15 protein-coding genes and 2 pseudogenes are annotated in these 19,043 nt (G+C 68.1%); 4 read left to right on the top strand and 13 right to left on the bottom strand.

The features are described from left to right. Window position 1: 1 nt before the first annotated feature. The 11 genes from ACQEWB_RS35770 to eccB form a co-directional block, all read right to left on the bottom strand. The gene (locus ACQEWB_RS35770) at window positions 2-709 is read right to left on the bottom strand and encodes a hypothetical protein (RefSeq protein WP_432838498.1); all 708 of its coding nucleotides are present in this window, start codon (window positions 707-709) and stop codon (window positions 2-4) included. Between the two features lie 23 nt (window positions 710-732). Continuing rightward, a complete protein-coding gene (locus ACQEWB_RS35765; RefSeq protein WP_432838496.1) occupies window positions 733-1,995 on the bottom strand; it encodes a hypothetical protein in 1,263 nt (420 codons plus the stop codon). Further along, window positions 1,995-2,312 carry a hypothetical protein gene (locus ACQEWB_RS35760; RefSeq protein ID WP_432838494.1) on the bottom strand — a complete coding sequence of 106 codons (318 nt, stop codon included), beginning with the start codon at window positions 2,310-2,312 and terminating at the stop codon, window positions 1,995-1,997. The genes ACQEWB_RS35765 and ACQEWB_RS35760 overlap by 1 nt, the downstream gene beginning before the upstream one ends. A 298-nt stretch (window positions 2,313-2,610) precedes the next feature. After that, complete coding sequence (mycP, locus tag ACQEWB_RS35755; RefSeq protein ID WP_432838492.1) at window positions 2,611-3,858, bottom strand: type VII secretion-associated serine protease mycosin; 1,248 nt, start codon at window positions 3,856-3,858, stop codon at window positions 2,611-2,613. Window positions 3,859-4,325: 467 nt separating this feature from the next. Continuing rightward, on the bottom strand, window positions 4,326-5,606 hold the full coding sequence (locus ACQEWB_RS35750) for a S8 family serine peptidase (protein ID WP_432844187.1): 1,281 nt from the start codon (window positions 5,604-5,606) through the stop codon (window positions 4,326-4,328). Window positions 5,607-5,728: 122 nt separating this feature from the next. Then, on the bottom strand, window positions 5,729-7,255 hold the full coding sequence (locus ACQEWB_RS35745; RefSeq protein WP_432838490.1) for a hypothetical protein: 1,527 nt from the start codon (window positions 7,253-7,255) through the stop codon (window positions 5,729-5,731). Window positions 7,256-7,296: 41 nt separating this feature from the next. Continuing rightward, a complete protein-coding gene (locus tag ACQEWB_RS35740; protein ID WP_432838488.1) occupies window positions 7,297-7,632 on the bottom strand; it encodes a hypothetical protein in 336 nt (111 codons plus the stop codon). A gap of 64 nt (window positions 7,633-7,696) precedes the next feature. After that, window positions 7,697-8,986 carry a type VII secretion-associated serine protease mycosin gene (gene mycP / locus ACQEWB_RS35735; protein WP_432838486.1) on the bottom strand — a complete coding sequence of 430 codons (1,290 nt, stop codon included), beginning with the start codon at window positions 8,984-8,986 and terminating at the stop codon, window positions 7,697-7,699. A 257-nt stretch (window positions 8,987-9,243) separates the two neighbouring features. Further along, complete coding sequence (locus ACQEWB_RS35730) at window positions 9,244-9,534, bottom strand: WXG100 family type VII secretion target (protein ID WP_432838484.1); 291 nt, start codon at window positions 9,532-9,534, stop codon at window positions 9,244-9,246. Between the two features lie 97 nt (window positions 9,535-9,631). Beyond that, complete coding sequence (locus ACQEWB_RS35725; protein ID WP_432838482.1) at window positions 9,632-9,943, bottom strand: WXG100 family type VII secretion target; 312 nt, start codon at window positions 9,941-9,943, stop codon at window positions 9,632-9,634. A 233-nt stretch (window positions 9,944-10,176) separates the two neighbouring features. Further along, complete coding sequence (gene eccB / locus ACQEWB_RS35720) at window positions 10,177-11,760, bottom strand: type VII secretion protein EccB (RefSeq protein WP_432838480.1); 1,584 nt, start codon at window positions 11,758-11,760, stop codon at window positions 10,177-10,179. Between the two features lie 335 nt (window positions 11,761-12,095). On the opposite strand from eccB, the gene eccE reads away from it, so the two are divergent. The 3 genes and pseudogenes from eccE to ACQEWB_RS35705 all read left to right on the top strand — a co-directional run. Further along, entirely contained in the window at window positions 12,096-13,418 is a 1,323-nt protein-coding gene (gene eccE / locus ACQEWB_RS35715) for a type VII secretion protein EccE (protein ID WP_432838478.1), read from the top strand. Beyond that, a complete protein-coding gene (locus ACQEWB_RS35710; RefSeq protein WP_432838476.1) occupies window positions 13,418-14,260 on the top strand; it encodes a hypothetical protein in 843 nt (280 codons plus the stop codon). The genes eccE and ACQEWB_RS35710 overlap by 1 nt, the downstream gene beginning before the upstream one ends. Before the next feature lie 201 nt (window positions 14,261-14,461). Continuing rightward, a pseudogene (locus ACQEWB_RS35705) lies at window positions 14,462-14,653 on the top strand (SCO5717 family growth-regulating ATPase); the annotation flags it as partial. Window positions 14,654-15,145: 492 nt separating this feature from the next. Here ACQEWB_RS35705 and ACQEWB_RS35700 read toward each other — a convergent pair. After that, a complete protein-coding gene (locus tag ACQEWB_RS35700; protein ID WP_432844417.1) occupies window positions 15,146-16,066 on the bottom strand; it encodes a hypothetical protein in 921 nt (306 codons plus the stop codon). Window positions 16,067-16,272: 206 nt separating this feature from the next. On the opposite strand from ACQEWB_RS35700, the pseudogene ACQEWB_RS35695 reads away from it, so the two are divergent. Further along, window positions 16,273-17,907, top strand: a pseudogene (locus ACQEWB_RS35695) (AAA family ATPase); the annotation flags it as partial. 95 nt (window positions 17,908-18,002) lie between these two features. Here the strand turns inward: ACQEWB_RS35695 and ACQEWB_RS35690 are convergent. Next, window positions 18,003-18,950 (bottom strand): bifunctional riboflavin kinase/FAD synthetase, encoded by a 948-nt coding sequence (locus ACQEWB_RS35690; RefSeq protein ID WP_432838474.1) that lies wholly within the window; start codon window positions 18,948-18,950, stop codon window positions 18,003-18,005. Window positions 18,951-19,043: the final 93 nt, after the last annotated feature.

Here is a 19,043-nt window from a genome sequence, read left to right as displayed (position 1 = left end):
CTTATCCGAAGTCATTACGCATGGCCGCTTCGGCCGAGTTCATGCTTGGTTCACCCAATTCCGGTGCCGACTGTGCCGGATCGGTGAACGTCAGCGTATAGGCAACCCCAAGAAGAATGTCCCTGTACACGTCCGCGAGATACAGAGCGGGTGTCACCATTTGGACCAAAATGATGTCAGGGGTACCCGAACCAGTGGCCGCCACCGTCCCCTGCCATACATCACCGCGCAGAGGACCCTCCGGGTTGTCGGGGTCCCTACCCGGCGCGACGGTTCGCTTCTTCTCCTCCACGAGATATCCGAGGCCGCATGGCAGTGTCAACGGACGCATTCCGCAGTTGGGATGGTCGGCGGCCGTCCCCGCTAGACCGGCAATCACCAACTTTGCATTGTGACCGGACGTCGAGACCGTGGAGATGGTGAGGGTAGACGTCACGATGGTGCCGTCGTCGTCCGGATGATAACCGACCGCGCACATATGCACGTTCTGTGCATTGAGCGCATTGACCACGCCCGCATAAAATTGCAGAACCTGCGAGGCCTGCGCCCGCTGATCTGCGGGCAGCATATTCAACTCACGAGCCAGTTTCTCGATGCGCTCTCGTGGTGGATTCAGATCCAACTTGGCGTAGCCGTGCGGAATGCCGTACCAGAAGACAGGCTTGGCGGCAGCGCTTAGAGCGGAGGGCGGGCGGGCGCTCGTAGTCATGCTTTGTCCGCCTCTCACTTCTTTTACCTTGCCGCAAGGATCGATTGCACGATGTCCGTCCCGGCCCAGGCTCCGCCTCCAACATTGATACCTGTCGCCAAATTGCCCGGCGTACCATCTTCCGGCATAAAGTTTGCGACGACACTCAGACCATTCACGCTAATATCGGTCATGAGTTTCGCGGAGCCTTTAGCACTTTCCCCGGCCGCCTGCCACGCCTCATCCGCGACGGTTCTCGGTGCCGTGCGTAGCACGTGCCCAGCTTCCCGTACGAACTCCCTGCCGACCTCACGACTCGTGACGCTTACACCCATCTCCGCTGCGTCTGCGAGCCCGACGCGAATTTCGCGGGCTGCCGAACTCAGCGCCCTGCCGCCGGGCACCAGCCCGATGGCGTCGCCGCCGAAAGTAGCGTATGCGGAGAGGGTGTCCATGTTCCAGCCGAACTTGTCGCCGCCAGGGATGAACGCGTCCCGGAAGTCCCGATCAGCGAAGTTCTTACCTAGGTCTGCCGCGCTGGCAACAATCGCAATACCAGCGAATAGCGGAGCAAGCGGAGTTGGGAAGAGAGCGAGTAAGCCGGCAATAGCCCCGATAGTGCCCGCGTTCTCCAGCAGGAAATTGCCGACAGACTTGAGGATGTTGCCGACCTTGTCCCAGAAACCGGGCTCGTCGGGGGCCTTCCTGGCTGAGCCCTCCAAAGCTTTCGCGATAGCTTCGGCCGCAGTAGTGTGCTCGGTCTCCAGCTCCTTGACCTTGGCGTCGAGCGACTCGTACTCGCTGTTGGCCTTGGTAAGGGCCACGCTTGCCTCTTTCAGTTCCCGCTCGGCAGCGCGCAGTCGAGCTGTCGCAGCGTCGGCCTCGCCTTGCGAGGGGAACGTCTGGCCGGCGAGCTTGAGGTCCGGGTGCTGGGCGGCCTGGTCATAGGAAGTCTTGGCCTTGCCGATCGCGGCCTTCTTCTCGGCCGCGTCGTCGTCGTACTTCTTCGCCAACTCCCGGTGGGAGGTCAAGTGACCGTCCCACTTGTGGAGTTCGGTTGCAGCACTCCGCAAGGAAGAGGCGGCGTCCTTGATGTATTTAGGCAGGTCACCATCGAGGGAGTCGCGGAACTTCTCCGCCGCGTCGCCCTCCCAGTAGCTGCTCTCGCCGGTGAGCTTCACCAGCTGCCGATGCGTGTTCTCCAGCGCCGTAGCTGCCTCGGCCACCTTCTGCTGCAATTTGGTGACCTCGGCAGGAACGCCCGGAACTGGGTTCCAACCGATGTTGGGGTAGGGATTCGTAGCCATTACTTGCCACCTGAAGTGCTCTGGGTCGCGATCTGCTTGAAGGCCTTCTCCAAGGCTTCCTCGACCTCTTCGTAGCCCTTCTTGTTGGCCGTCACGCCCTCTTTGATGGCATCAATCATTTCCTTGGTTTTACCCGCCCCGTACTTCCACTCTTCCTGGAAATTGTCACAGGCCTCGTCAAGCCGGGCGGTGCCGATCTGGTCGGCACGCACGTGATCGAGTGCCGACCGAGCCTCGTTCAGCTCGTCGACACATCTCTCCAGATCCGTCAGGAATCGCTCGAGCTGTCCGATGTCCGTCTTGAAGTGGTCCCCCATAGACCGATTCCTCCCCGTTCACCTCTGAGCGTGATGGGCTCAGGCGAATCAGCTGACCGCCCGAGCTTCCTCGGCACCATACATCTGCTAACCAGGGCGTTCCGTGCCGGTCCTGATGGCGCTGAACTTCTGTGGAAGACCACCGCGGGAACACCCAGCATCACGGCCCGCCCCTTTGAGGAACCACTGGCGCTGCTGGCTGAGCAAGGGGCATGGCAACCCTGACCCCACTCGGAAGGGGGAACCTTGTCATCATGCGATCCGGGAACGCTCCGGATCCGGTGGGTGCGCATCCAACCTACTGGCCCTGATATGGAGGTTGCTCCGAGTAGGGATTGGGGTACTGCGGAGGCTGAACAGGAGGCGCGGCGTATCCGTACCCCTGGCCGAGGGGCGGGGTGGTGTACGGCGGCGGCGCGGCAGTCGGCGGCAACGGTTGCTGCGGCATGTAGCCCGCCTGGGGGTAACTCCCGCTACCGGTCGCACCGTTCGCTGGGTTTCGGCGGCTGCGGGTTACAGCGAAGACAGCGACGGCGGCGACCACGGCCAGGAGGCCTACCACGCCGACGAGTAGGACAATTGCGCCCATCGACCGAGATCCCTTCGTTTTCTCAGACTGGCCCGCCACGTTACTGTTGCTTGCTGATGTATTCTCGGCCAATTTGATCTGACCGAGCGGATTCCCTTCAGACCCCTTGGGAATATTCATCGTGAGGGCTGAGTAGGGGCGGACGATGCCGTATCCGTATTCTTCATCCGGCGCCTTCAATCCCTTGTGATGGAGGAAAGAAGCCGATTTGATCAAACGGTTGACGACTTGACCTGCAGTGAGGTCAGGGTATCTTGCTCGCACCAGTGCTGCAGCGGCGGATACGTATGCAGTGGAATCCGAGGTGCCGTCGGACAAGCCATATTGCGGAGATCGCTTGGGATTCGCAGCGACAATGTCGACGCCGGGAGCCATGAGAGTGAGCCCCTTTCCCATGTTGGACCCTTCCCAGCGGTTGGCATTCTTGTCGACCGCGCCAACCGCTACAACACCCGGAAGTGCTGCCGGCTCGGATACAGCAATAGATCCTTCATTCCCTGCTCCCGCAACAACTACAACGTCGTGCGCCTGCGCATACGCAATTGCTTGACGACCATCACTCAGGGTGTGGCCTCCGTCGTTGGCGAAGGATAGATTGATGACCCCTGCACCATGGTCGACGGCATATCGAACGGCCGCGCCCCAAGTCTCGTCTGCATTTCTGTCAGCGGTCGTCTGAAGGGTACGTAGCGGCAGAATCTTCGCCTTGGGTGCGAGCCCTTTCACACCGGATTCATTTCCCGCGCCGTGGCCGTGCCCCGCGATGAGGCTGGCCATTCCGGTGCCGTGCCCCTGGATGTCCTTCTGCGCGTTGTCTCCGCCGGTGAAGTCCTTCCCCTCAAAGACCTGTCCGGTCAGATCAGGATGGCTGGCGTCGACGCCGCTGTCCACAACAGCCACTGTGACGCCCTCCCCCTGAGACTCAGCCCATATATCGTCTACTGAGAAAACGTCCATGACCCACTGTTGGTCTCTGACGTAGTCTGCCGAGGCCGCAGGAGCCGAAGTGAGGAGAAATACTCCAGCCAATGCCACGGCCCCTGCGGCAGACCGGATCCGCTTAGTTCCCAACCGACTCTCTCCATGCAATCCGCGATGCGCCATCAAACCGATGTGCGCCGAGTAATAGCAATCCTGCGGCCGCTTCGTACAGGACTCTCTCGCCAAAAAGTACTACTGGCCGCGATCGCCCCAGTTACGAATCTTTGCGGCTATCTCAGCAGATGCGCCGTGCCCAACACTTCGAACGATCGCCGGCCTCCTGACGATCGTTGCTGCAGCGCAACCGGCACGAAACAGGTCAGGACGCGATCAAGGGAGAGTGGAGAAATGGCGCATCCCAGGGGCGGCGCCGAACACACTCCGAGCACGAACGTCATTTCAGTGAGCCCCAGCTCTGCCCACATACGAAGCTTGGATGATGGCTACTGCCCTTGATGCGGGGGCTGGCCCGGAGGCGTCGGGTAGCGACCCTGGCTGGGGGGCGTGTTGGGGTAGTGCTGGTAGCCGGTGGGGGGCTGGGGTGGATAGCCAGCGCCGTGGGAGGGAGTTCCGCCGCTGGGGGTGGGGCCGTTTCCGCGGCCGTTGCGACGGCTGCGGATCACTGCGAAGGCGATGCCTATGACGATCACGGCGGCTGCGATGCCGACGATGAGGAGGATGCCGCCGGAGGAGGAGTCGCTCTTCTTCTCGGTCGCGCTGGTGCTCTCGTTGCCCCCGGAAGCGGAACCCGAGTTCGTGGACGTTGACGGAGACGCCTGGGCTAGGGGGCCCTCCTTGGGGCCCTTCGGGATGTTCATCCGCAGCGCCGTACCCGGGCGGGCGATGCCGTAACCGAGTTCCTTGTCCGGGGCCTTCTTGTCCTTGTAATTGATGAAGGATGCCGACTTGATCAGGCGGTTGATGATCTGGCCTGCGGTGAGATCGGGGTACTTGGAGCGGAGGAGGGCGACAATGGCTGAGACATACGCAGCAGAGCCGGAAGTTCCGTCCGCTTTCACGTAACCAGTGGGGCTGTTGGGATCAGCCTGGGGAGTCTGAACGCCTGGTGCTGCGACAGTCACCTTTCCGGTGTTCGACTTGTCCCAGAAGTTGAGGCTCTGGTCTACGGCAGACACAGCAACCACTCCTGGAAGTGCCGCCGGATAGCTAACGGTTCCCGCGTCATTACCAGAAGCTGCCACCACTACGGCATCATGCGCCTGTGCGTAGGCAACAGCCTTGGCAGCTTTTGATCCGGGATAAGCACTGGAGTCACCAATTGAGAGGTTGATAACTGAAGCACCGTGGTCAACCGCGTACCTAACGCCAGCAGCCCAAGCCGCCGTATCAATCTGGTTCTCAGTCGTGTCTACGCGTACGGGGAGAATCTTCGCCTTCGGCGCGAGGCCCATCACACCAGCGGAACCATTGGCCCCATGTCCGTGACCAGCGATGAGGCTAGCCATTCCGGTGCCGTGCCCGTCACTGTCTTCGTCAGGCTTACCAGCCCCAGTGAAGTCCTTACCAGGCAGGACCTGCCCCGTAAGATCCAGGTGGCTAGATTGCACACCCGAGTCCACCACAGCGACAGTGACCCCTGCGCCTTGAGACGTCTTCCAGACATTTTCCGCACCGTAAACAGTCAGTGGCCACTGCCCGTCTCGGACATAATCTGCCGACGCAGTTGGTGCCGTAGTGAGGAGCAAGGCCCCCGTCAACGCCACGACGCCTGTCGTGGACCAGACTCGCTTGAAACCCAACTCCCTGCTCCTCACTCAGCTGCGGCTGACTACACCAGCCTTAAACGTGGGCAGATGACAACTTTCCGCCCGCCCTGCTTGTGTCTTTACTCGATGGTCCTGGGTACGTTCCGATCGCGGTCTTCTTCCGAGATCCAGGTCTCTTCGTCCTCGACCAGGTAGTCGGGACGGTCGCCCTGGTTCTTCTCCTTCTCAGACCGCCGGCCCTTGCCACCCGCGCCAGCTGCACCTGCCTGCGTTCCGCCTCGGCTGCCGTGGAGGCCTGCACCGCCGCCGGCACCCTTGCCGACCCCCTTGGCTGCGCCGACAACGCCGCCACGAGCCCTCGCAAGGGCTCCACGGCCCCCAGCACTGGCGCCGCCTCGGCCAGCCGCCCCGAGTCCACCGCCCATACCGCCCATGCCTGCTCGGCCTCCAGTACCACGGCCAGCCGCCGCTCCACCAGCCAGCCCGCCGCGCCCACCCAGGGCTCCGATGCCGCCAGCAGCACCACCGGCCAGACCGGCAGTTCCGCCAGAGGCTCCGATGCCTGGGCTTTGCGATCCGCCAGTACCGAAGCCACCGCCAGCACCTACGCCAGCTCCGCCAACGCCCGTGCCTGCGCCGCTCCCAGGCAGGGGAGAAATGCTATCTACGTTCGTCCCGGTGGTCGGCAGGCTCGTCTTGGTCGTGGGAAGCTGTGAACCTCCCGTGATGCCCGGATCACGAGGCACCGTAGGCGTCGGCTTGATGCTTGTTGTCGGCCCAGCGCTCCAGGGCTTGGTCGTGTAACTTCCGCTACTCGGAGCCGAGCTGCCAGAAGACGGCATCGAGACAGGGGTGGGCATCGGCGTTTGGGGATTCGGAGGAGCGAAGGTGTCCTTCTGGTCGTCGAAACCCCCACCGACCTTCGCGTACGCCTTGTAATTCACCCCCAACTGCTCCATGATCGCCACCCCCTTCAGCTGCTCTTCCTTGCCCTTGGACAAGGAATCCGCATTCGCCTGGCGGGCCGCGTCCGTACTCACGCCCTTGTTGATGTCCGCCAGCAACTGCTCATCGCTGCGGTTGTCATCGGTGAGCTTGTCCCAGGCCCTGTCCCAGCCGGACGGTTCATTGACGTCCCGCATCTTGGTCATGGAGTTCCGCAGGTCGTTCTGAACTGCGTGCATAGTTTCGCCATAGTGATTGGCCCACGCAGCCCCGGTCCGAACGTTCCCCATGATCTCGTTGGCCTTCTTACGGAACGCCTCTGCCGCATCGCCCTCCCAGTGCTCGAGGACGTTCTCCACTGCGCTCTGCATCATGCCCGCGACGCTGTCCTTCGCGGAGACCGAGTCCACGCCGCCGGTCTTGCCGTCGCCGTCGCCACCGGACAGGATGTTGTGCACCGACTTCCAGTGCTGGCTTACCTCGTAAATGCGGTTGGGGTCCGCATCAAGGATCATGGAGCGCAGCTCAGGGATGCCCATCTTCATGAAGGGCGTGTCGAGCTTGCTGCGGTCCGGGCCCCCCATACCACCATCGGGGAGCGATTCGAGCTTCTCGTCGTGCTTGTCCTTGATCCGCTGCTTTTCCGCTGCCTGCTGGGCCTCGATCTGCTCCGCAGTCGGCGTGTAACCGTAGCCGTACATCTTCGAACATCCCCTCCGTCAGTGACCGGTCGCTGAACCGCTTAGTTGGCCGAGTTCGCGGGAGCAGTACTCACGCCCTGCGCGTTCGCCTGCTCCTGGTTGCTGTACTTGTCTCTGACCTTCGAGGTGCTCGAGCCGAAGTCGTCGATCAGCCCGTGCAGGGCCTTGATGATGTTCTCGATCCTGGTCTTCTGCTTCTGGTGCGCGTCGTGAAGTTCGTTGGACTCAAGGAACTTCGCGCTCCCGAACGCCGCACTCGGGATGTCCGTCTCGTACTTGGCCTTGGTGTTGGCCTTGTCCATGTCCGAGAGAAGGCCGTTGAGCTTCCGGATGACCTCATCCAGCGCGCTCAGATCAACCCGCATTCCGTTGCTCATACCCCGTTGTCCTCTCCCCTGTTTTTCAAGATCTCAGCACCCACTCGGTGCCCCAACTGCCCGGTCATCCCGACCGTCCGGCTCGCCCGACCCGCCCGACCCGCCGGCTACGCCAGTCCCGCACAGCCACCCCGCTCCCCGCAACCACCAGCACCAGGGCCAACCCGGTGCCCAGTACGTAGATCGCCGTTCGCCGCTGTCGCTCCGCCTCGCTCTCACCCATGGTCACAGCCATGGGTACGGCCCCGCCAGGCCCGGCCTTCACCGCCGGGTCCGGGGACGGTGAAGACGCCGGTGTCGAGTCGTCCGTCAGGGCCGCGACCGGGTCTACGACTCCCCAGCCGATGAAGCGGTTGGGGCCGCGGCCTGTCCGCTGGGCCGTCTCCTCGATCCGCGTGGCGATCTGAGCCGCGGTCCAGCCCGAGTGCTTCTCCTTCAGGAGGGCCGCCACTCCCGCCACGTACGGCGCCGCGAAGCTCGTGCCGTCCGCCGTGCACTGGCCGCCCTTCGGGACCGTGGAGACCATGTCCACGCCAGGTGCCGCCACGTCCACGAAGTCGCCCGACTGGGAGAAGTACGCGCGCTCGTCGTTGCGGTCGGACGCCGCCACCGCCAGTACGCCCGGGTAGGAGGCGGGGTAGGTGTCGGCGGACTTGCCGTCCGCTCCGTCGTTGCCCGCCGCCGCCACGATCAGGGCGCCCTGGTTCACGGCGGACTCCACCGCCTTGCGCAACCTCTCGTCGGGCTTCTTGTTCGCCGTGTCCGAGGAGATGTTGATGATCTTCGCGCCGGCGGCGACCGCCGCCTCGATCGCGTCGGACATCGTTCCCGAGTTGCCCTGCTTGTTCTCTCCACCCGTGTAGCGGTACGAGAGGATCTTCGCGTCGGGCGCGATGCCCTCGAAACCCGTGCCCTTGATCGGGCGGGCCGCGATGATGCCGGCCACCCGGGTGCCGTGGCCCTCCAGGTCCTGGGTGCCGGAACCGCCGACGTACGACTTGCTGCCTGCCGCCATCGCCCCGCCCAGCTGGGGGTTGGAGGCGTCGACGCCCGTGTCGATCACCGCCACCGTGACGCCCTTGCCCGTCGCCTGGGCCCAGAGCTGGTCCAGGAGGATCCGCTGGAGCGACCACGGTGTCGACTTGATGACGTCGCCGCCGAAGACGCACTCCGTACTCGCGGCGAGACCGAACTTCGCGCCCCCCTTGCCGGAAACACCGGAAACACCGGACACGCCGGAACCACCGGAACCTCCCGACGCGGGGGCACCCGTGTCCGCCAGGGCCGGTTGCGCCGGCAGCGCCGTCACCACGCTGATCCCGGCCGCCGCGAGCACGCCGAATACCCGCTGCACCGAGCGGGTTCCCTTGCTCCGGCTGTTGCGGCTACGCGAACGGGCGCTACGGCCCTTCACGTTCAGGCCCCTCATCTCCAGGCCCCCAGGGCTTCCTCGACGTACCGATGACGGACGTACCGATTACGAATGTGAAGATTTGCGGAAATTGCTGTGTACGACCCCGAAGCAGAGGTCGGCCCAGCGGACGCGCTGGCGTCCGCTGGGCCGATTCTCTTCATCTCAGGTCCCTCAGGTCCCTCGGGTCACCGACAGGCTCAGCCCCAGGTCGCGGCGTTGCTCTTCTCGGTGGACTGGTAGTTCTCGGCCGCGTTCTGCAGGGCGGTGGCGATCTTCAGCAGGGTCGCGTGCAGGTCCTGCGCGGTCTGGTCCCACTCGCGCTGCTTGCGCTGGTAACCCTCCTGCGCCTCACCCTCCCAGGTGGCGGCGACGCGCTTGACCGCGGCCTCGAGGTCGTCGAGCTGCTGCTTGATGCGGCCGGCGGTGCTGCGTACGTCCGTGGACGCGTTGGTGATGGTCGCGTAATTGACGAGGATCGACATCGTCATTCCCTTTCAGGGAGAGATCGGGTTGGGAAGTCCGTAGAGGAGGGGTCGGGCAGAGATCGGGGCGCCGCCGTCCGGGGCGCCGCCGGATCCGGCTCGATCAGCCGAAGTCCGACATGATCTTGCTGACCTCGGAGTTCTGCTGCTCTTCCGACGCGGAGTAGTTGCTCCGCGTGGAGTCCACGGCTTCCTTGATGTCGTTGAGGATGTCGCTCATCTTCTTCGCGTCCGCGTTCCAGCGCTCCTGCAGCTGGTGGTACGACGTGGCCGCCTGGCCCTTCCAACCGCCCGCGATCTGCTCGATCACGCCGTTGAGGCGGCGGATCTCACCCTGCAGCTGTCCGTTGGCGGTGTTGATGTCATTGGAGAGCTTGGTGAGCTCGTCCTCTGTTACCCGGAATTGGCCGGCCATGTTGAACCTTCCCCCATGTCGTCGTTCATGTTGTTGAATCCGGGAAACCTGCCTGGTGCCCGGAAAGCTTCGCACCGTTGAGCGCTGCAAACACTCTATCGCCAGCCTGTCACTCATCCACAGGCAGGACCAATCAGTTACACGGCTCACACACTTGAGCGATCGACTTGTGACTCACACACCGTCTTACCCTCAAGTGTCCCTGCCGACCCGCCTGTTGACGGATCAACGGCTCACTGGCTCTGCTCCTGCGAGGCGCTCCCCGTGTCCAGCGTCGGCCCCTTCGGGATGAATGTCGCCCATGTCTGCGGCACCACGGCCGGGTTGGAGACGTCCTCGTACCCGAGCCGCGTCCGCGCCTTGTCCGTCTCGCTCGCGTCACCCGACGAGGACGAGGAAGAGGACGAGGAGGAAGACGAGCTCGTGCCGGTCGTCCCCGCCTCGCTGTCGTTGTTCGCCGGCAGCGCGTACCGCAGGCCCGTGTCGGTCAGCAGATACGTCGCACCGCCGCCGCCCGCCGTGCCGGAGACCTCGCGGAAGAGCAGGCCCGATCCCGAAGAGACGTACGCGCTCAGCGAGTTGGAGACGGCCCGCTTGGGGAACGCCGTGCCCGCCCAGGCGGCGAGCTGCGGCTTCTTGTCCGCGCCGATCGTGCCGTCGTAGACGCTGCACGAGGTGGTACGGGCCTCACCGGTCCCCGTGGCCGCGGAGTTCGCCTGCTGCGGTACGACCTGGGGCCAGCCCTTGTCGCCGTAGAAGGACTCCGCCGCGCCGCCGTTGGCCGCGGAGATCGTCTGGGACGGGACCTCGACCGCCTGGGTGCCGACCGCGTCGGGCGAGGCGGCGAGCAGGGCGGCGACGAACGGCGTGATCGCGGCGACCTTGTCCTTGAGGACGACGTAGTACCCCTCGCCCTGCGCGTCCTGGGACCTGACCACCTGGCCCACCTTGGCGGCCGCGGCGGGCAGGCCCTGGACCGAGGTCGAGGCGCCGGCGTCCGGGACCGTCGGGAAGGTGATGACCCCGTCGTAGTTGAGGGTCTGGAGCCACTCCTGGCTCACCGGCTGCGGCTCGGCCCGGCCGCCGATGACGGCGGACTTCAGCTGCTGCATGGCCACGTCGTCGAGCGGCGTGGTGCCGCCCAGCAGGAAGGCGTTGCCCTTGCCGTCGACCAGGTACTGGCGTCCGGTCTTCTTGTCGACGACGTACAGGGCCTTGCGGGAGTCGACCTTGCCCGGGCCGGCCAGCGTCTTGGCGTCGGCGGCGTCGAGGACGAAGACGGCGCGCGAGATGGCGTCGTCCGATTCCTGGGCCGGCCGCTCGCACACGGCCCAGGTCTTCGTCTTCTGCGCGTCGTCCGCGGAGGGCAGCCGGTCGGGCGCGTACGGGATGCCGAGGGTCGCGCCGTGCGCGATGCCGCTCTTGTCGATCTCCTTGCCGGAGACCTCCAGGACGCTGCCCTTGCCCTTGTCCAACAGGAGCTTGGCGGAGGCGTAGTTGAGGACGGGGTGGAGGGTCGGGACCTTCTTGCCGGTCGACGTCGTGTCGTTGAGGACGACGTAACGCGTCGTGGAGTCGCTGTCGACGATGATGTACTCGCCGGGCTTGTCCCAACCCGCGGGCGCCGTCGGCTTGATGACGCCCCAGGCGATGAAGCCGACCACCAGGACGACGCCGAGCGCCAGGCTGGGCGTCACCGTGCGCATGGGCCGCGGGGCGCCTTCCTCCGAACCGCCCGGCGAGGGCGCGAGGAAGGCCGCGACGGTGCGCTTGCGCGCGAAATTGTAGGCGGCGAGCTCGTCCTGACGCTTGGCCATGATCCCTGTTTCTCCCGTTTTGTCCTGCACGGCGGGCCTCTTCGGCCTCGCACGCCCCTACTATGCCCTGCGTCACGGGAGGCCGGTTCACCAGGTGTACGGCCGTCCCCGCATCTTCACAGAGCTTCTCCACAGCCCGCCGTCGCGCGGCGCGGGTCCGTGAAAGGCTGACCACCTGGGGTTTCGGTGTCCCCTGTGTCGCCTCACGATTCGCAGCGGGTACCGTGAGCCACTCGCATCGGCGAGCATCATGGCCAAGCTCCAGGAAGACGAGCAGCACCGACGACGTAGGCCCGGCGAACGGCCACTACTTCGCGAAAGGGATGTCCCGGGGGATGAGCAGCGCTACGAGCACCCGGCGCGGACGCCGCGCACCGCAGCAACAGGGAGGCCCGGGCGGCAGACGCACGCCGACCGCTCCGGCCGCGTCCACCGCGGCGACGCCCCGTACGCTCCCCCGCCCCGGCGGTCTGGGTCCGGTGCGGCTGCAGCAACTCATCCTGGTGGAGCTCGCGGCCGCGGTCATGCTGGCCGCCTGGGCCGCCGACGCCTCCTGGCTGCTGGCCCCGGCCGGCGGCGTGGCCGCGCTGCTCCTGCTGCTCGCCGTGCTGCGCCGCGGCCGCCGCCCACTGCCCGAGTGGTACGAGACCACACGCGCCCTGCGTCAGCGCCGCCGCGACGCCAAGCTGCCCGTGCCGCCCGGGACGGACGCGATGCTGGCCCCGGTCGTCGAGTGCGACCCGGCGCTGCGGACGTACGCCTTCATCTCCCGGGACAACCGCTCGATCGGCATGATCGGCGACGGGACCTTCCTGACCGCCGTCCTCTTCGTGCAGCCGGCGGACGAGCCGTTGCGCCCCGCGGCCGCCGGACGCCAACTCCCGCTGCGGCTGGTCCAGGACGCCCTGGAGGTCGACGGGATCCGGCTCGCCTCCGCGCAGGTCGTCCAGCACACCCAGCCGGCCCCCGCCCCGCACCTCCCCCAGCAGTCGCTCGCCGCGCGGTCGTACGGCCCCCTCCAGGCGCAGGTCGGCTCCCCCGCGCTGCGGCTCACCTGGGTCGCCCTCAAGCTCGACCCGGAGCTGTGCCCGGAGGCGGTGCAGGCGCGCGGGGACGGTGTCCCCGGGTCGCAGCGGGCGCTGCTGCGGGTGGCGGACCAGCTGACCAGCCGACTGGCCGGCGCCGGCTTCAAGGCGACCATCCTCGACGAGACCGAGCTCGTGCAGGCGCTGGCCACGTCCAGCTGCCTCAACCCGCGCGCCAACCAGCAGCACTCCGCGCAGGACGGGCGCACCCAGCGTCGTACCGTCGAAGCGGTGAAGACCTGGCGGGTCGACGACCGCTGGCACACCACCTACTGGGTTTCCCGCTGGCCGCAGTTGGGCAGCGGCGGGGTCCAACTGCCCGAGCTGGTCACGCGGTTGACCTCGCTGCCGGTGCTCGCCACGACGTTCAGCATGACCCTGAGCAAGGCCGGGAACCGTGGTGTCTCGCTCACCGGGCACATCCGCGTCACCGCCCGCGGCGACAGTGAACTCGTGCAGGTGGGACGGGAGTTGGAGCGGGCCGCGGGCACCGCGAAGGTCGGCCTCGTCCGCCTCGACCGCGAGCAGGTCCCCGGCGCCCTCGCCACTCTGCCGCTCGGAGGTACCTACTGATGTCCCATCCCGCTCCGCCCGTGCCGCCGGGACAGCAGGGCCGTACCCCCGGACGCACGCCCGCGCACGTGGCCTCGCCCACCGACACCGGCATGATCCCGATCATCCGGCAGCCGGAACCGCAGCAGCAGCAACGCCGCATCTTCAGCCCGGGGTTCGGCCTGCGCGGCCCGCGCCGCAACCGTCACGTGGTCACCGCCGACGAGCTCGCGGCGATCAGCATGCCGATCGGCGACGACGGTGTGCTGATCGGCAACGACGCGGAGGGCCAGCCGGCCGTGCTCGGCCTGTCCCGACCGACTCCCTTCGACGTAGTGCTCGTTGGCGGCCTGTGGCTCGCCCAGGTGCTGGCGCTGCGCGCCGCCGCGACCGGCGCTCGGGTGGGCGTGGAGACCGGACGTCCGCAGGCCTGGCAGCAGTTGGCGCAGGCGGCGGGCGGCGGACAGCAGTGCGTGACCGTGTATCCGGTGGGCCGGGTGCCCGCGCAGGGGCCGTCCGTGTCCAGTCCGGTGGTGCTGATCCGGGACTGCGGTATCCGCCCCCCGCGCGGTCGCGTGACGTCCGTGCCGTGGCAGGCGGTGATGACGGTCCTGCCGTACGTCAGCGAGCACGCGCCGCGCTGGCTGTCCCAGGCCCATCTCGTCGGCATCCAGCGGATCTCACCGCAGGAGACCGAGGTCGTACGGGACACTCTGGGCATCTCGGGCGAGCACCTCCAGCATCTGCCGACCCTGCACGACGGGGTCGCCATGTGGTGCACCCGCAAGCACCAGAAGTTCGTCATGACGGATCCCACGGACGCGGAGACGGGGCTGCTCGGTGTGGCCCGCCGTATGGACTGAGACACGTCGTCGTCCACGGGAACCGGGATGACCGGCCGACCCCTCACAGCAATCGCTTTGCTCGTACGAGGGGTTGGGCGTCCCGGGCTGGGGCTTTGCGCTCGGCGCCCGCCGGGCTCGGCTCCCGGTGCCCCCGGGGGCTTTTCCGTCCCGCCATGTGAGTGATTAGGCTTCTGGTGGTGCGGTGACGATCGCAGTCGCGTGGGACTCGCCACTCGGTCCGCCCGGCCGCGACGACGACCAGCTCAGCAGCAGTGGCTGACCAGGAGGCAAGCAGTGAACAGGGATCGGTCCGAGTACAACGGCGGCAGCCCTGCCTCGGACGGGGACGATCACGAGGTGGATCTCACCAGCGAGTTCGAGATCGTCTACGAGCCGCCGGCCTGGTACGCCCAAAGCACGCAGGGTGGCTCCTCGGGCGGCGGAACGCAGGACCCCGCCCGCACCTCACCACCACCCCCGACCGGCCCACCCATCGGCTCGCCCATGGGCCCCCCGGGCGTCACCCCCCAGAGTCCCGCGCGCCCCACGCCCCCGCCCGCACCGGCCCAGGGCGCCCCGCAGCAGCCCGCACAGGCACCGACGCCGGGCCAGGGCACGGGTGGCTACGGCTTCCCCCAGCAGCAGCCCGGCCCGGGTACGCCCGGGACACCCCCGAGCGGTTACGGCTACCCGCAGCAGCCCGGAACGAGCGCGCCGACGCCGGGCCAGGACACGTCCGGCGGATTCCCCGCGCCCCCGCAGCCGGGCCAGGACACCTCGGGTGGCTTCGCCGCGCCCCAACAGCCCGGGCAGGACACGTCCGGCGGCTTCGGCGCACCGCGGCACCCGGGCCAGGACACGTCCGGCGGTTTCGCCGCATCCCCGCAGCCGGGCCAGGACACTTCAGGCGGATTCGGTACGGCTCAGCAGGCCGCGCCCGCCGCGCCGCCCGCCGCCGCTCAGCAGCCCGCGGTCGCCCAGCCGCCTGCCGTACCCGCGCCGCCGACCGCCGCCGCACCTCAACAGCCCCCGGCCGCCGCGCCCGGCTTCCCCGTGCTGCGTCCGGTCGACGAGGACACCCAGGGCGGCCCGTCCGCGACGGCCACCGCACCGGCCAGCGTCCCGGCAACCGGCGCCCCCACGACCGCCACCCCGCCGGCCGGCATCCCGGCGAGCGCCACCCCGGCAGCAGGCACCCCCACGGCCGACGCCCCCGAACACCCCGCCCCCGCCCAGCCGGAGTCCGAGCTGAACCACGCCGCGGCCGATGCCGAGGCGGCCCGGCTGTTCGGCGGTTCCGACGAGGAGCCGGAGGCGGAGCCCTCCGCCGAGGCCGACTCCACCGGTTCCGATGCCGACGTACCCGCGCACCTCCGGTCCGGCGCGGACACCCCCGCACAGGCGGACGCCGAGGCCGCACCGGCGACGGCGGAAGCGGAGCCGGGCGCAGCCGCCGGGCAACCGCCCGCCGCCCCCGTGCAGCCCGCCGGAACCCCGGGACAGCCGCCCGCGGCCCCCGCCTCGCCCCAGGCCACCCCCGGGCTCCCCCCGCTGCCCCAGGGCTTCGCACCCGCACACCCCGCCGAGGGCGCACCGCAGCAGGCGGGCCACCCGGACCATCAGGCGGCCGCGGCCGGTTACGGCACGCCCGCACACCCCACGCCGGGAACACTCCAGCACCCCGGCCACCCGGACCAGCAGGCCGCAGCCGCAGCCGCAGCAGGCCAGCCCCCCACCGGCTACGGCGACCCGCAACAGGCACCCCAGCCGGGCCAGCCGGGCCAGCCGGGCCAGCCGGGCCAGCCGCAGCCCAACTCCGGTCAACCGCAGCCCGGTTACGGCTACCCCAACAGGCACCGCAGCCCGGCCAGCCGCACCCCGCCCCGGGTCAGCCCCAAGCCGCCCCCGGCCAGCCGCCCGCCGCCTACGGCTACCCGCAGCAGCCCCCCACCCAGCCCGACCACCAGACCCCGCCCCAGGGCGCCTTCGGCCCGGCCCAGCCGCAGCCGCAGCCGGGCCACCCGGCACAGCCCGGTCACCCCGCGCAGCCCAACCAGCCCACGCCCCCGGACCCCCGCCTGGCAGCCCAGCAGGGCCAACCCCAGCCGCCCCACCCCCAGGCCGCCGGTTACGGCTACCCCCAGCAGGCACCCCAGCCCGGCCAGCCCCAGCCGCCGCAGCCCCCCGCGCAGCCGCAGCCCCATCCGGGTCAGCCCACCCCCGGTCAGCCCACTCCAGGTCAGCCGCCCGCCGGGCAACCGCACCCCGGTCAGCCCCCCGCCGGTTACGGCTACCCACCGCAGCCCGAGCAGCCGGGTTACGGCTACCCGCCGCAGCAGCCCGGCTACGGCTACCCCCAGCAGCCTCCGGCCCAGCCCGACCAGCCGCAGCCCGGGCAGCCCAGCCCGTACGGCAACCAGGCCGGTCAGGGCAACCAGGGCTGGACCGCGCCCCCCGGCCCCCAGTCCGGCCCCGGCGCCCCCCAGCAGCAGCAAGCCGCCCCCGGCACGCCGCTCGGGTACAACGCCGCCGTCGAGCTGTCCTCCGACCGTCTGCTGCGCAACCAGCCCAAGGCCCGCAAGAACAACCAGGGCCCGTCCCGCTTCAAGCTCGGCGCCAAGAAGGAGCAGGCGGAGCGGGACCGGAAGCTGGGCATGATCCGTACGCCGGTGATGTCCTGCTACCGGATCGCGGTCATCAGCCTCAAGGGCGGTGTCGGCAAGACCACGACGACCATGGCGCTCGGCGCCACGCTGGCCACCGAGCGGCAGGACAAGATCCTGGCGATCGACGCCAACCCGGACGCCGGCACCCTCGGCCGACGGGTCCGGCGCGAGACCGGTGCGACCATCCGTGACCTGGTGCAGGCGATCCCGCAGCTGCACAGCTACATGGACATCCGCCGCTTCACCTCGCAGGCGCCCTCGGGCCTGGAGATCATCGCCAACGACGTCGACCCGGCGGTCTCCACCACGTTCAACGACGACGACTACCGCAGCGCGCTCGACGTGCTGGGCAAGCAGTACCCGATCATCCTGACCGACTCGGGTACCGGTCTGCTCTACAGCGCGATGCGCGGGGTCCTGGACCTCGCCCACCAGCTGATCATCATCTCCACACCCTCGGTGGACGGCGCGAGCAGCGCCTCGACCACGCTCGACTGGCTGTCGGCCAACGGCTTCGCCGACCTCGTCCAGCGCTCGGTCACCGTGATCTCGGGGGTCCGTGAGACGGGCAAGATGATCAAGGTGGAGGACATCGTCGCGCACTTCGAGACCCGTTGCCGCGGTGTCGTCGTGATCCCCTTCGACGAGCATCTCGCGGCGGGCGCCGAGGTGGACCTCGACATGATGCGGCCCAAGACCCGCGAGGCGTACTTCGACCTCGCGGCGCTCATCGCCGAGGACATCGCCCGTACCCAGCAGGGCTTCGGCAACCCGAACATGCAGTACCAGCAGCAGCCGCAGCCGGGCTACCCCGCCCCTCCGCAGCAGCCCCAGCAGCCGTACGCCCAGCCCGGCGGCGCCCCGCAGCCGGGTCAGGGCTGGGGCCAGCCGCCGCAGCAGCCCGCGCCGGGCCAGGGCTGGCAGCAGCCGCCCGCGCCGCCGCAGGACCAGGGGCAGCAGCCGCCGGGTGCCGTACCTCCCGGCTGGACACAGCAGTAGCCGTCAACAGCGAAGGGCGGCCGGTGCGTTGAAGCACCGGCCGCCCTTCGTCGTCGTAACGGCAGAAACGAGAACGACTGTTCAAGCGGCGGCGACTACTCGGCGGCCGTGATGAGCTCCCGGCAGCGCTTCACGTCCTCGGCCATCTGCTCCAGCAGGGCCTCCAGGGAGTCGAACTTCGCCTGGCCGCGGACATAGGCCAGGAAGTCGACGGCGACGTGCAGGCCGTACAGGTCGAGGCCGACGCGGTCGATGGCGTACGCCTCGACGGTCCGCTCGGTGCCGTCGAACTGCGGGTTGGTGCCGACGGAGATCGCGGCCGGCATCGCCTCGCCGTTCACGTGCAGCCAGCCGGCGTAGACGCCGTCGGCGGGGATGGCGGTGTGCGGGAGGGTCTCGACGTTTGCGGTGGGGAAGCCGAGCTCGCGCCCGCGCTGCGCGCCGCGTACGACGACGCCCTCCACCCGGTGCGGGCGGCCGAGGATCTCCGCGGCCCCCTCGACGTCGCCCTCGGCGACCAGCCGTCGGGTGAGGGTGGACGAGAACGGCTCGCCGCCGCCCGCCTCACCGCTCACGTACAGGTCGACGACCTCGACCTCGAAGTCGTAGGTCTTGCCCTGCTCGGCGAGGAACTCGACGTTCCCCGCGGCCTTGTGGCCGAAGCGGAAGTTGGGGCCCTCGACGACCGCCTTGGCGTGCAGTTTGTCGATGAGGACCTTGACGACGAAGTCGGCCGGCGAGAGCTTCGAGAACTCGGTGGTGAAGGGGAGGATGAGTACGGCGTCCACCCCCAGGTCCGCCATCAGCTCGGCGCGGCGGTGGTGCGGGGCCAGCAGCGGCGGGTGGCTGCCGGGGCGGACGACCTCGCTGGGGTGCGGGTCGAAGGTGACGACGACGGAGGGCACGCCCAGCTCGCGGGCGCGGTCCACGGCATGCCGGATGATCAGCTGGTGCCCGCGGTGGACCCCGTCGTAGGAACCGATGGTGACGACGCTGCGCCCCCAGTCCTCGGGGATGTCCTCCAAGCCACGCCAGCGCTGCACTGTGACCGCTCCTCGAACCCGTGTCCGTGTATACCGACCTCTTACGCAGGTCTAAGGGTGCCATGCCGGGCCCGCACCGCCCGCATCGGCATG

Origin of the sequence: Streptomyces sp. CA-249302 (assembly GCF_050936785.1) — a bacterium.
Classification (GTDB): domain Bacteria; phylum Actinomycetota; class Actinomycetes; order Streptomycetales; family Streptomycetaceae; genus Streptomyces.
Note: the sequence above shows the minus strand (reverse complement) of the source record. Positions and strands in the feature narration are given on the sequence as shown.

Coding starts and splice junctions, on each gene's coding strand:
- eccE (WP_432838478.1), top strand. CDS start 12,096: ATGAGCAGCGCTACGAGCACCCGGCGCGGACGCCGCGCACCGCAGCAA.
- ACQEWB_RS35725 (WP_432838482.1), bottom strand. CDS start 9,943: ATGGCCGGCCAATTCCGGGTAACAGAGGACGAGCTCACCAAGCTCTCC.
- ACQEWB_RS35770 (WP_432838498.1), bottom strand. CDS start 709: ATGACTACGAGCGCCCGCCCGCCCTCCGCTCTAAGCGCTGCCGCCAAG.
- mycP (WP_432838492.1), bottom strand. CDS start 3,858: ATGGACGTTTTCTCAGTAGACGATATATGGGCTGAGTCTCAGGGGGAG.
- ACQEWB_RS35765 (WP_432838496.1), bottom strand. CDS start 1,995: ATGGCTACGAATCCCTACCCCAACATCGGTTGGAACCCAGTTCCGGGC.
- ACQEWB_RS35745 (WP_432838490.1), bottom strand. CDS start 7,255: ATGTACGGCTACGGTTACACGCCGACTGCGGAGCAGATCGAGGCCCAG.
- eccB (WP_432838480.1), bottom strand. CDS start 11,760: ATGGCCAAGCGTCAGGACGAGCTCGCCGCCTACAATTTCGCGCGCAAG.
- ACQEWB_RS35760 (WP_432838494.1), bottom strand. CDS start 2,312: ATGGGGGACCACTTCAAGACGGACATCGGACAGCTCGAGCGATTCCTG.
- ACQEWB_RS35730 (WP_432838484.1), bottom strand. CDS start 9,534: ATGACGATGTCGATCCTCGTCAATTACGCGACCATCACCAACGCGTCC.
- ACQEWB_RS35710 (WP_432838476.1), top strand. CDS start 13,418: ATGTCCCATCCCGCTCCGCCCGTGCCGCCGGGACAGCAGGGCCGTACC.
- ACQEWB_RS35740 (WP_432838488.1), bottom strand. CDS start 7,632: ATGAGCAACGGAATGCGGGTTGATCTGAGCGCGCTGGATGAGGTCATC.